This is a genomic window from Streptomyces sp. NPDC005962 (assembly GCF_040629205.1).
Classification (GTDB): Bacteria; Actinomycetota; Actinomycetes; order Streptomycetales; family Streptomycetaceae; genus Streptomyces.
This window is the reverse complement of sequence record NZ_JBEXVE010000032.1, coordinates 67,995-81,842: the sequence shown is the minus strand read 5'-3', so window position 1 is coordinate 81,842 and position 13,848 is coordinate 67,995. Positions and strand designations below refer to the sequence as shown.

2 protein-coding genes and 1 pseudogene (1 of these 3 cut by a window edge) are annotated in these 13,848 nt (G+C 71.5%); all 3 read right to left on the bottom strand.

The features are described from left to right. Positions 1 to 598 precede the first annotated feature (598 nt). Positions 599 to 1,156, bottom strand: a pseudogene (locus ABZ370_RS36265) (type VII secretion system-associated protein); the annotation flags it as partial. A gap of 362 nt (positions 1,157 to 1,518) precedes the next feature. After that, positions 1,519 to 1,836 (bottom strand): hypothetical protein, encoded by a 318-nt coding sequence (locus tag ABZ370_RS36260; protein ID WP_358630116.1) that lies wholly within the window; start codon positions 1,834 to 1,836, stop codon positions 1,519 to 1,521. Between the two features lie 61 nt (positions 1,837 to 1,897). After that, positions 1,898 to 13,848, bottom strand: the final stretch of a protein-coding gene (locus ABZ370_RS36255) for a lonely Cys domain-containing protein (protein WP_358630190.1). The gene runs 33,229 nt beyond the window's last position; the window shows 11,951 of its 45,180 coding nt (coding positions 33,230–45,180); the start codon falls outside the window, past its right edge — the gene reads right to left on this strand; it ends in the stop codon at positions 1,898 to 1,900.

Here is a 13,848-nt window from a genome sequence, read left to right as displayed (position 1 = left end):
CCCAGCATGGCCGGCCCGGCGAGCAACGCCTTGTCCGGCCGACTGGTCGGCCGGGGGCTCGTCGCCCCCGTGCGGAGGGCCGGAGCCGGCCGATGCCAGGGGCGACGCCGAGGCCGATGTGGAGCGCTTCGTACGGGTGGTGCCGTTCTTCGCGGTGGCGGCCCCGGCGTCAGCGGTTCCGGCGTCAGCGGTTCCGGCGGAGGCGGCCTGCGTGGCCACTGGGCCAAGTGGTCCTCGGCCCCCCTGCCCGGCTCACTCACCGGGGCGGGCGGCCCGGACGGCTCACCCGGCGTCTCGGCCCGGGTGGCCGACCGGCGCGCCACGGCGCCGGTCGGCGGACCCTGGCGGGCGCGCAGGGCGTTGCCGTCCGCGCCGCTCAGCTCGCCTCGCCCGCGCCGGAGTCCGGGAGCGGTACGTCGGTGACGCTCTTGGGAGAGGCTGCCCTCTCACGGGGCGCCTCCACACCGCCCGCCGCCGCGGTGTCTTCCGCGGCCTCGTCCGCCGGCGGGGTATCCTCGCTGGTCAGCATGGTGGGCCACGCGACGCCGGCCTCCTCGTCCTCGGCGGTCTCCTCCGCGGGCGCCTCGGCCGCGGCGGCCATGATGTCCGCCAGGCCGTCTGTGGTCATCACCATGCTGACCGGGGCGGAGCTGTTGATGCACAGGCTGTGCCCCTCTGGCAGCCGGTCCAGCAGCGCGGGCACCCGCACCCGCTCGAAGCCCAGGCGTCCGGCGGCGTGCAGGTAGAGCGGCGAGGTGAAGATCGGGACCACTGCGGTGCCGTCCGGCGCCGACGCGCTCACCGGTTCGCCGTTCGCGGTGACGAGCACCGCCACCTCCGCCCTGGCAAGCGCGGCGGTGATGTCCTCCGCCGGGCCGTAGCGGGTGGTGGCGAGCTGGATGGCGGCGTCCACGTCGTCCTCGGGCACGGGCCAGCCGAGCGCCTCCGGGGAGGGCTGGTAGTTCTCGTTGTCCTGCCACTCCACGATGTCGCCGTCGTCGTCCGAGCGCCACTGGCCCACCACGGCCCAGTCCGGCGGCGGGCCCTCGCCCTGCCACGCGGGGTCGGTCAGGTAGAGCCAGTGGTTCGGCGCCAGCTTGGCGGCCTTGACGAACTCCTCTGGTGGCTCCGGCACCGCGTTGTCCTCGGATATCACGGGTGCCGCCCCGTCACCGGCGGGCGCCTCGGGGGCCGCGGTGGCGGTGGCCTCCCCGGCCTCCGCGGCGCCGGTCGACGGCTCGTCCGTGTCGGTTCGGGTGACCTCGGCGGAAGCGCCGTTGTCGCTCATGCTGTCCTCGCTTACTCGGCCGACTGGCTCACTGCTGGAAATGCTTGGCATGGTCGGTGAAGTGGGTATGCTCCGGCGACCATCTGGTGTGCCCGCCGCGCCCCTCGAGGCAACTGGCGCCCCGGAGAGCCCGGCGTACCCGTAACTCGCTCACCGGGGCGAGCCGGGCCACCTGGGCGGAGGAGCCGGAGTGGACCGGCTCCCGGAACTCGGGCCACTCATCGGGGAGATCAGTTGCCCGCGTCTGTGGGCGGCGCGTCGCCCGGGCCGACCGCCATGAACGAGCAGTGCCTGTCGAGTTCGACATAGTTCCCGGGAGGATTCGGGCCGACCCAGTAGTGGTCAGCGAAGTCGGCGTACAGCATCGGGTTCGCCGGCAGCCTCTCGGCGAACGTGAAAACCGGCTGAGGACCGTTCCCCGGGGCCGGCGCGGGCGCGTAGGGGGAGCCGGGCGTGGGGGTGGCCGCCTGGGCGGGCGCGGGTGCGGGCGCCGTCATGACCTCGCGGTGCACCTCCCACGCGGCCGTGTCCAGGTCCAGGGCGTCCACACGCCGTCGGCGGTCGGGAGGGCGAGGCGCGGGGGCCCGCCACCGGTGGTGGTATCCCCCGTCACCGAGAACCCTCCTGAGCCGTGCCGGGGGCCTCCTGGGCCGTGCCGGGGAGCCGGACACTGTCCTGGGCGTCCCACAGCGCCGACTCGAAGACCTGTGTGGCCGCCTCGAGTTCGGTGAACAGTTCGGGCAGATCGTCGGATTGCAGCAGCCACGCGCGCTGGAGCCGGCCGACCTTCTCCCGCACCGCGTGCAGCGGCTCCAGGGCGCCCGGCAGCGTCGAGGAGCCGGCCACCGCCAGGGCGGCGTCGACTTCCTTGAGGAGGTCGGCCAGCTGACGATAGATCACGCGCCGGACTACGACCGTGGCCTCCGTCCCGGCCCGCCGACCGGTGCCGATCAACGTGGTGATCGACCCCAGCAGCCCTTCGAGGGCGACGGCTTCCCGGACGGCCTCCGGCCACGGCGCGGCGGCGGTGTCGTCCCGGGTCAGGGCCGGGTTGTGGCTCATCGCCGCCGCGAACTCCCTCGCCATGACAGGGAGAACGATGCCGTTCAGCGGAAGGGACGAGGGACGGTAGGGAGCGCCGCGCGCCTCGAAGAGCAGGCGGCCGTTCTCGGCGTCCACGCCCATGGCGCCCATGCCGAAGTCCTTGTCCAGGTCGCCGGTGTGCAGGGGGAAGCCCGGTGGGGGCGAGAGGAGGTCCTTCTTGAACGGCCCCTCGCCACGGCCGTGGACGATCGAGTGCAGCCAGTCGATCCGGGTGGGGCCCTCGTTGAGGTTGTTGTCCTTGTCCTCGTAGGGCTCGCGGAACACCCGGTCCGCCGGGGAGTGGCCGAGGGCCCGCATGAGGTCCGGCATCTCCTGGCCGCTCGGGGTCAGCAACAGCGCGTCGATGTCCCGGCGGTCGTCGTCGTCCAGCAGTCCGTCGTGGATGGAGCAGAAGTCGCTGCGGGTCATCAGCCGGAAGGCGGCCACCACATGGCGGCGGATGCGCCGCGCCTTGCGCATATCGTACTTGGCCCCGCCCCGCTCCAGGTACAGGACGATCAGCCGCAGGAACCCCTGGGCGCGCGGCGAGAGGGGGCGACCGTGTTCCCGGGCGAAGAACTCCTCGACCTCGGACACCCGCTGCTGGAGCCGCTCCGCCTCCTTCGGTACGAGTAGATCGTTGGCGGTGTCGGCGAGGTCCTCCAGGCCGGTCCCGTACGTGGCCTGGAGGACCGCGTCGAACCTGAGGTTCCCGGCCGTGACGGTCGCGTCCTGGACCACCCCCGCGGGGTCCAGCCCCGGGACTGCGGCGAACAGGTCGGAGAGCTGGAACCGGCGGTCCGGGGCGGCCATGGCCATGGTCCGCATGCTCCCGACGACCGCGATGATCTGACGGAGGGCGTCCTCGGCCTGCCGCATGTCCGACGCCGGGTCCAGCACGAACTCCAGGTTGGAGCGGGTGTACGGCGGATCGTCGGGCGTATCGGTCTCCAGGCGCCAGCCCTTGCCGCGGAAGAGCACCACGCCCCGGGCGTAGAACGGCACGGTGACGCCGAGTTCCAGCTCGAAGCCGACCTTCGCGGTCAGCCGCGGCGACAGGACCGGCTGCTGCCCGGCGGGGGCCGCCGCCCCGGCGAGGTACCGGTCGCCGTCCCGGACCAGCAGAACGGACACCTCGGCGCCGGAGCCGTGCTCGGCCACCACGCCGCCCGGCCCGGCGAGGGTGACGGCGACGCCCAGCTCCCGGGCGACGGCGGCGGCGAGGGCCGAATCGATCGCGCGCGCGGTGGCGGCCGGGTCGGAGGAGAGGCCACCGTCGGTGTCGGCCAGCAGGTGGAGACGCTGGGCCGGGGTGAGCCGGAGGTCGCGGACCGGCAGCGCGTTGCCGAGCAGGACCGCCTCCATCTCCTGGCCGGGTTCGAGCGTCACACCGGCCGCGGTGAGCCTGGCGACGTCGATCGCGCGGCTGCCGTCCAGCGGCGGCACGCCGGCGTCCGACAGCTCGGACTCAGTCACCCGCTGGGCTGCCCAGTCGCGCAGCTCCCCGTCGGCCACCGGCGGCTCCGCCCCGGCCTCGCGCAGGGCGTGGGCCAGCGCCGCGCCGAAGGTGTCGCCGGACGCCTCGACGGCGTGCGGGGCGACGGTGCCGTGGGGCCGGGCGTGGGATCCGGTCGCCGTGTCGGCCGAGTCCCCCAACGGCCCGTGCACCCCGAACGTGGCCCCCGGGTCGGGCGCGGGCGTGACCGGCGTGGCGGGGACGGTGGTACCGAGCACGGTGGTGGGCGGCTCCTGGAGGGCGACGTAGCCGGGGGGCGCCTTCCGCCCTACGAGGTGGAAGTCCTCGGCGGTCAGCGGGTTGCCGCCCGGGTCCGGCTCCAGGGCGATGGTGGTCTTCCCCGTCGCCGGGTCGGTGAAGAAGACGGGCGTGCCGTACGCGGCCCACATGAAGCGGCCCGAGCGCTGCGCGCCCAGGACCGGCAGGCTGCCCCCGGCCGGATCGCCGGGGCGGCGACGCGAGCGGGGAACCATGAGGACGACCCTGGTCGACAGCGGGAGTCGGGCGGTCGCGGGGTCGCGGTACATCAGCTCGCCGATCTCGTCGTGCGGCGCCGCGAGTCCGCGCACCTCGACCCGGGTGGCGTCACGGCGGTCCGCCCGGTACACCCACGGCGAGACCTCCGGCCGCCGCGGGTTGTACCAGGGGGCCTGGACCGTGGAGTCGGCCACCAGGGTCCCGTCGGGCGCGCGCCGCAACAGGGTGAGCTTCGTCCAGTCCAGGTCGACGGTGCCGGCCGGGTTTCCGGTGTGGTCCCGGCCGATGATCGAACCGTCCTTGGCACGGATCATCGTGGTGGGCGCGAACGCCCCGCCGCTGGTCTGCAGGTGGTACTCCGCCAGTTCCTCGCGTACCAGGCCGCGGCCCTGGGCCAGCGCGCGCCGTACGAGATGGAGCATGGGAATCTGCTGGGCGGGGTCGGGGGCGTCGAGGTGCAGGATCTTGGCGGCCTCCTCGCCGATCTTCTGATCGCCGCCTATGGCACGGAAGTTGGCGATCAGCTCACGGCCGCTGACGTCGTTCCACAGCAACTGCGACCGCTCAGCGGCGCCGACCGGCGCGTCCGCGGGCAGGCCCAGGAACTCGATGGCCCGGCCGTCCACGCCGGGATCGCTCATGGTCGTCTGCAGGACGCTGAGAATGATCTGCAGCGAACGGCGGTCGACGTAGTCGGAGAGCTTGGTACCCGGGACCTTGGCAATCTGCTGCCCGGCCCGGTACAGCACCTGCGCCTTGCCCTCCTGGTCCAGCGGGGTGCCCGGGGCGTGCTTCTTGTGGTCGGCCTGTGCCACCCGCGCGAACAGGTCCAGGGTGAACAGGGGGACGAGGTCCAGCGCGCGGTCGTTGCGCAGCATCCGGTCCAGCGCGCCCGCGCCCCCCAGCAGCACGGGGTAGGCGGCGTGCCGCTCGATCGTCACGCCGAACTGGCGGCGCACCATCCGGACCAGGCGCAGGGTCCGTTCGCGGATGTGGTCCGGGGCCGGGCCCGGACCGCTGTGCAGTCCGGCCATGCGGGCCCGATCGTCCAGCTTGGCCCCCTCCGGCTCGTGGAGCGCCCGCTCGATGCCGAACTTGGTCCCGCTGACGTCGTTGGCCACGGCGAAAAATGCCCCGTCCGGTGTGACGACACGGTTCATGACCCGGCCCTGGGTGGCGTACACGGTCTCGAGCTTGTCCCGGTCCCGTTGCGCGTCGTTGACGAACTGCTGGGCCCCGGAGACGACGCCGAGCGGGTCGGGGACGTACGACGGCGGACTGAACCGGCCGAAGCGGGGCACGCTGCCGGGCTGCGCGGCGTCGGAGCACAAGAGTTTCACCGTGGAGGTCCCGGCAGGCTTGGCCTGCCAGCTCCGCCGCCGCCGCAGCGCCCCGGAGGACTGCGCGGCCGAGACGGCCCGCGGCCCGCCGGTCGTCTCCCACACGGCCCAACCGGGCCCGCCGTGCTTGATCTCGAAGAACGGGCCGGCGCCAGGACCGCCCACCGGCCAGGGGACCTTGACCGGCGCGCTGACGGTGTTGGTCGTGGGGTCGTAGTGGACGAAGTGCGTCGCCTTCGCCAGTTCCCGCGCCATGAGGGTCCTCAGGCGCAGGGTCGCGGGGGCCTCGTCGAGCGAGACGGACAGATGTCCGGTGGCGCGGTGGTCCCGGCCGGCGACGGGAAGGGAGACCACCTGCTGTTCCCACTCCTCGCCCCCGTCCTCCGGCCCGGGCGGCATGGTGGGGTCGCTGAGCAGCCAGTCCCCGACGATACCCAGATGCTCGGACACGTCGATGGCGATCCCCAGCCAGCCGGCATGGTCCGGCAGATCTCCGACACCCACGGTTCCACTGACAGACCAGACGTCCCGGCCGAGCGTGAACGCGGCACCGCGCGGGAGGAGTGTGTCGCCGACCGCCGCCAAGGACACGAGCATCAGCAACGGAACGTCCCCCGGCAACGCCCCCAACACCTGGGAACGTCCCAGCAGTTCGGCCACGACCTCCCTGCGCGCCTCGCGCACGAACCCGCTGTGGCCCCGCACCGTGACCCTGGTCATGGACCCCTCTGCCCTCAGCACAAAGGGCCGCGGTCCACCGGACCATCCGGCGCGATCGGGCTTGTCGAGGACCAGCCGGCCATCCGGCTGCTGGACACCCTGGAACACGGTGTCAAGTTCGATGGGCATGTCCAGCGGCTGGCCGGTCCAGTCGATGCCCCTCACGCCGTTCGGCGTGGTGAAGTGCACGCCGGAGCCGACCGAGCCGTTCAGGCCGAGGTAGAAGGCCGCGAACTCGGTGAGACGCGTGGCGTTCGCCACCTCCGGGTCCGACGCCACCCTGAGCACATCGGTGCGTTCGGCCCAGGTGAGGGGGGCGTTGTCGGGGAGGCTGAGCACGTACCGCGTCAGCGCGTCCAGATCCAGTGGACCGCCGCGCAGTTCGGGGACGCCGGCGCGCAGCGCGTTCAGCCGCCGCAGCGCCTCCGGCACGCCCGGCTGCGGCCCGCCGTAGAGGTCCCGCATGATCTGGGCGTAGTGCGCCTCCGGGTCGTACGGGGCAGTGGGCACGGCCGACGGCACGGGCGTGGCACCGGCAGGAGGGGCCATCATGTCCGCTTCGGGGCCCTGAGGACTCATCCAGGCATGCACCGGCCAGCCGGCCGGTCCCACGGCGGTCAGCTCAAGGCCCTGCTCGACACCGGGCGCCGACGAGGAGGCGGGATCCGCCAGCGGAATGTGGACCGCGTCGGCACCGTCGCCGTCGCCGTCGGTGGGCACCAGGTACATCCCGGAAGCGTCCGCCGTGAGCGTGTACGGAAACGTCTCGTGTGCCTCCAGGACCGCCTCAGCGTTCAGGGCACGGCCGATCCACCCACTGTCCCCATACAACACCACCCCCGTGGACCCGTGCACGAAGTCATCACCGATCCGCCACCACCCCTCCGGACCGAGCTCCTCACCACCGGGAAGCGTGACCCAGCCCGCCTCGTTCACCTCATAGGACAACGGCCTGGAGGAGGACTCCAACACACGCGTCCAACGGAACGACCCCGGATTCTCACCGGCATTCCTGGGCGCCTGCCCAACGGGAACCTCCCTGACGCCACCCGTCCTGGGCGCCTTGCCGACCGTGACCCGGGCGACATCACCCGTCCACGGCTCCGCAACCGTCACCCCACGCCCCAGCGGCCAATGCTCCACCAGCGGATCCACCCCGGTATCCGACGACCCTCCACTCAGACCACCAGAGCGCCTCGACGGACCGGCCCCGTGCGAACTGTGGGAAGGCCGCGACGAACGCGACCGCGGCTCAGCCGCGCCCCCGGATGCCGTGGTGGGAGGCGCGTCGGTGAGCCCGATCCGATTCCCGGCCTCCCACAGGGCCGCCTCGAACGCGCCTATCCGGGCATCGAGTTCAGGAAGGACTGCGAGCACGTCACCGGATGGGGTGAGCCACGTCGTGGACAGCTCTCGCATGCTCTCCGACACATCACGCAGGCGCGCCGTGGTCTCCTGCAGCTCCGACGAGGCGCCGGCCGCCAGCAAGGCATCGAGCGTCTTGTTCGCGTCCATCAAGGTGCGCCAGATCGTGCGCTTCCTCGTGCCCTCGGGATCCCCGGCCTCCCGCCTGACGCGGACAACCACCTTGGTGAGCTGCTGCAACGTCTCGCCCAGCCTGCCCGCCATCTTGACGGCCTCCGGCAGTGACGCGACGAGGCCGGGGGCTTGCGTCAGTGCTGGGTTGCGGCGCATCGCCCTGGCGAACTCCTGGGCCACGACGGGGATGACGACGCCGTTCAGCGGCACCTTCCCGGGACGGTAGGGCGCGCCGCGCACCTCGAAGATGATGAGCTGGTTCTCGGTGCCGACTCCCATCGCTCCCATACCGAAGTCCACATCCAGATCTCCGGTGTGCAGGGCGAAACCCGGCGGAGGAGAGAGGAGGTCCTTCTTGAACTCGCCCTCGCCCCTGCCGAGCACGATCGAGCGCAGCCAGTCGATCTTGGTGGGACCGTCGTTCAGCGCGTCGTCCTGGCCCTCGTACGGCTCGGGAAACACTAGATCCGCCGCGTCACGGCCCAGCGCCCGCATGAGGTCGGGAAGCTCCTGGTCGGCCTGGCGGAGCAACAGCCGGCCGACGTCCTCGCGCTCCTCGTCGGTGAGCAGTCCGTCGTGGATGGCACAGAAGTCGCTGCGGGACAGCATCCGGAACGCCGCAGCCAAATGCAACCGCACCGCCTCGAACTTCACCGCCTCCGCCCGTGTCAGATACATAAGGATCAGCCGCACGAACTCGCGTGCGCCCGCTGTCAGGGGCCGGCCGTGCTCCTCGGCGAAGAACTCCTCGATACGGGACGCCTCCTGCCGGATCCTCTCCACCTCTTTGCTCGGCAACAGGTTGGAGATCTCCGAGTTGAGGTCCGACAAGCCGATGCCGTACGAGACTTGCGTGACCGCCTGGAACCTGACGTCCTTGGCCGTGACGGTCGTGTCCCGCATCAGCTCAACGTCGTCATCCAGGCCCCCGCCGAGCACGTCCGACAGCCGGAATCGGTGGTCCGGGTCGGCCAGCGCCAGGGCCCTCATCCGGGCGACGAGTCCGACGATGTCCCGCAGGGCGCTTTCGACCCGCGCCATGTCCAACATCGGATCCAGCACGAACTCCAGGTGGGAGTGGTCGTACGGCGGGTCGTCCGGCGTGTCGGTCTCCAACCGCCATCCGTTGCCACGGACCAGCACCACACCCCGAGCGTAGAAGGGAACTGTGACGCCGGGAAGCTCCATCTCGACGCCGAACTCCGCACGTCGGGGCGGCGAGAGGCGCTCCCCGGGCACCTGCGGCGTGGTCTCGCCCTGACTGTCGTCTTCCTGCGGCTGCCCGGGGATGCCCGCCACCCCGGGCACGTCCCCGTCACCGTCACGCACCAGCAACTCGGACCGGTCGGCGGGCGAGCCGTACACGCCCGGCACGCCACCCCGGTCCACGACGTAGGGGCGAGGCGGTTCCTGCGCCGGCGTCTGCGAGGACGGCGGCGGGTCGTCCACCACGGCCGGGGAGGTGTCCGGGCCCGGCGAGTGTGCCATCTCGTCGCCGTCCGGCTCGGAAGCGGGCATCAGATCGGATGCCGGAGTGGAGGCCGGCTTCGGGTCGATGTCCATGGGCTCAGACGACGAGAACCCAGCCACCGCGGCGGCCCACGGCGCGGGCGTGGCGGACGCCGAGGGCCCGGCGGCCGACGGCCCGGGGGCTGACGACGCGGGAGCCGACGGCGCGACCGGCCCGGGGGCCGCGAACGGCTTCCGGACGTCGCCCGGGCGCACGACCCCGAGATCGGACACCGGACGCGGCCGTCCCGACCAGTCCGGCTCCAGGGCCACCGTGGTCTTCCCCGTCCGGTCGGTGTAGAGCGTCGGCTTGCCGTAAGCGGACCACATCTGCCGGCCCGCCAGCAGAGCGCCCTGGCCCGGCAGGCTGGCAGCGACCGACTCGCCGGGACCAGGCCGGGCCCCCTCGACGAGGAGGATGACCGGAACGTTCAACCGCTTCCCGCCCAGCGCCGGGTCGCGGTAGAACAACTCGCCCATCTCGTCGTTCGGCACCGGGCCACCGAATGAGACCGCGCCCTTCCCCTTCGCCCGGTACAGCCAGGGCACCGGCGCGTCCGGGTCATTCGGATCGTGCCAGGGCGCCGGTTGCGTGGAGTGGGCGACGAGGCTTCCGTCGGGCGCACGCCGCAGCAGGGTGACCTTGGTCGGGTCGAAGTCGATGGAACCCGTCGGGCTGCCGGTGTGGTCACGGCCGATCCACGAGCCGCTCTTGCCGGCCAGGAGCGTGTTCTTGGCGAATGCGCCGCGCAATTCCAGGTGGTACTCGGCCATTTCCCTCAGCGAGCGGGGGTCGCGACCTCGAGCCACCGCCTTTCTCATCAGCTGGGTCATATCCACACGCCGGGCCGGATCGGGGGTTTGCAGGTGAAGCATGCGGGCGGCGTGACTGTCCCACGCCTGCTCGCCGCCGAGCTTCACCCGTCGCAGGAAATCCTGGGTCTTGGCCTCTGCCCACAGCATCCGCGACCGTTCCGCATCGCCCACCTGGCTCGGGTCCGACAGACCGAGAATATGCGCGGCGAAGGAATTGAAGTTGGGGAGCGCGAATATGTTCACGACGTGCTCGAGTACCGGCAGCCGGACAAACGTAGTGAGACCGAGCCCCCCTCGGCTCTTTCCCAGCCGCTTGTCCGCGTTCTTCAGCACGGCCGCGTAGAGATCCCGTCCCGTGAGCGTTGGAGAGCCGTCCGGCTGCTGCGTCTGCCACGCGGCCACCACCTGGTTGAGCAGTTCCATGGTGAACAGGGGGACACGTGCAAGCTTGAGATCGTTGCGCAGCATTTCGTGCAGAGCGACGACGCCCTGTCGCAGAGCCGGATACTCCTGCGACTGGTCGATCCGGGGACCGAACACCTTGCGCAGCATGCGGACCATACGCAGCGCCTCGACCTGGTACTGCTCCGGCACCGGGTCCGGCCCGTTGTACAGCCCGGCATCCCGGACCCAAGCATCCAGCTTCTCCCCCTTCGGCTCCGGCATTTCCAGCACCGGGGGGTATATCCGGCCCCGGGAGTCAGTGTCCAGGACGATGAAGTCGCCATCCACCGTCCTGGCGCGCGGCCACCACTTGCGCCGGACGGCGTACACCGGGCGGTCCTCGTCGGTGGCCATTTCCTGGGACTCGGAAACCACCGCCAGTGGATCGGGTACGAAGGGGGGCGGGCCGTAAGGACCGGCGAAACCGATGCCCTCGGGCACTGCGGTCCGGCACGCGATCCTCGCGATGGGGTGTTCCTGCGGCAGCCGCCTCAGGCTTGGCCGACGTTTCAAGGCACCAGAAGTCCGCGACCCGCCGGTCTCCAGGGTCTCCCCATCCTCCAAAGCCCACGTGCTCTTGCCCGGACGGCCGTGCTTGACTTCGAAATACGGGAGGGGGTCCTTCGCCTCCACCCACGGCAATTTCACCGGTCGGCTTGTCGCATCGGTCCCTGTGTCCCCGTAGACGAAGTGCGTCGCCGTCGGAAGGTCCAGGAGCATACGGCTCATCAACCACGTGCCGACAGGTCCCTCGTCGAAGCGGATGGACATGTGCCCGGTCGACCGGTGGTCCGGGCCGATGGCGGGGAAGGAGACCACGCGCTGCTCCCACTCCTCCTCCTGGCCGTCGTCGTGGGATGGCATGCCCGGATCAGTGAGCAGCCAGCCCCCTACGAATCCGTTCCCCTCGGTCATGTCGAGACCGATCACGTACCGGGCGGGCCTGTCGGGCTCCGCCGGCAACAGAAGGCTGATCACCATGCCGCTTGAGGCCCACACCCGCCGGTTGAGCAGGTCGGCGCCGGCCCGCAGCTCCTTGAGCCTGAAGGCGGCCGCCAAGGGAACGCCCATCAGCACGGAAACGTCCCGCCCCAGACCCGTCAGCACCTCATCGAGGCCGAGCAGCTCGAACACGACCTCCTTCGGAGCCTCGCGCTTGAAACCGTTCCAGCCCCGTACCGTGATCGTCCACCCGTTCCCGTCGGACACCACCGCGTACGTCGGACCCCACGGGGACGGCTTCGGACCCCCCACAGGAGCGTGGGAGCCATCCGATTGCCTGTCGAAGTCGTAGACGCTCGCCAGGTCGAGGTCAGCGTTCAGGGGTTCGCCGGACCAGTTCAGGCCCCGCGCCCCATTCGCGGTAGTGAAGCGGAACGCATCGGCGAGCGCGCCGTTCGACTTCAGGTAGAAGGCAGAGAGCCGGGCCAGGTTGGAGGCGTTCTCCATCGCCGGGTGCGACGCCACCCGGATCAGATCACCGCGCTCGACCCGGGTCACGGGCGCGTCCGGATCCAGCATCAGTACGTGCAACGCGAGCACATCCAGGTTCAGCGGCCCCCCGCGCAACTCGCGAACACCCCGCCGCAGCTCGTCCAGCCGCCTCAGCGCCTCCCGCACCTCCGGCCTCGGCTCGCCGTACAGCTCCCGCATGAGCGTGTCGTAGTGAGCCTCCCGACCATCCAGGGCGGTGAGCGCGGTCGCCGGAGCACCCTGCGGCCCCGGCGCGCTGGGAGCGCCATCGGCGAAATGGGCCGGCAGGGTGCTCAGCCAGCCATGCGCCGTCCGGTCACCGGGACCCCGAGCGGACACCCAGCGACCCTGATCCCCGTCGCCGGAGTGGCGCCGCTTGGTCCCACCCGGAGGGCCGGCGCTGTCGGGGCCGGTCTCCCGAAGCCGTACGTCCTCGACCTTCCGCCCCGACGCGGGCTCCATCAGCGAGGAACCGGGATCCGCCAGCGGAATGTGGACCGCCTTGACACCGTCGCCGTCGGTGGGCACCAGGTACATCCCGGAAGCGTCCGCCGTGAGCGTGTACGGAAGCGTCTCGTGTGCCTCCAGGACCGCCTCAGCGTTCAGGGCACGGCCGATCCACCCGCTGTCCCCATACAACACCGCACCCGTGAGCCCGTGCACGAAGTCATCACCGATCCGCCACCACCCCTCCGGATCGAGCTCCTCACCACCGGTAAGCGTGACCCAGCCCGCCTCGTCGACCTCATAGGACAACGGCCTGGAGGAGGACTCCAACACCCGCGTCCAACGGAACGACCCCGGATTCTTACCGGCATTCCTGGGCACCCGCCCAACGGGAACCTCCCTGACGCCACCGGTCCTGGGCGCCTTGCCGACCGTGACCCGGGCGACATCACCCGTCCACGGCTCCGCAACCGTCACCCCACGCCCCAACGGCCAATGCTCCACCAGCGGATCCACCCCAGTATCCGACGACCCACCAGGCAAACCACCCTGCCCGGCCACCGGGACGGCCGGCTCCCAGGCGCGCGTGCTGTGGAACCGGGGGGTCAAATCGAACGGGGACAGCTCCAGGTATTCGCCCACCGAGACCGCGGCCTCGGCCAGGAGGAACGGCAGCGCCGCAGGGAGCGGCGGCTCGGGCTGACCACTCCCGCCGAAGTGCGAACCGATCAAGCCCCGCAGCTCTTCCCACGTCAGCGGAGACTGAGCGCCCCTGGCCCGATCCAGAGCCCAGAAGCCCCGCAGCAACGCATCGAACGCGGCGTGGTCGTCCTCCAGCAGCGGCCCGTAGATCAAACGGATCGCCCGCACCCACCGCAGCACATACTCGGCCCGGCCCCACTCCCCCGTCACCCGCACCGCCAACTGCCCCAGCTCCGCCATCGACGGCTCAGGACGGAAACCCGCCCACCAGGCGCCCTCCGCGAGCTGCAACCGCGCATCGAGGTTCCAGTCGGCGGGGACCAGAACAGGCGCCTGACCACTGGCCGTCGCCCACTGCCACCCCTCCAGACCGTTGGCGAGCAACTGGCCGGCGATGGGATGCTCCAGCGGGTCGTACACCCACGGTCCCGCCAGGTCGGCAACCGGCCAGAACCCGGCCACACCCGGCGGCAGATCGAACAGGTGGGCGTCGA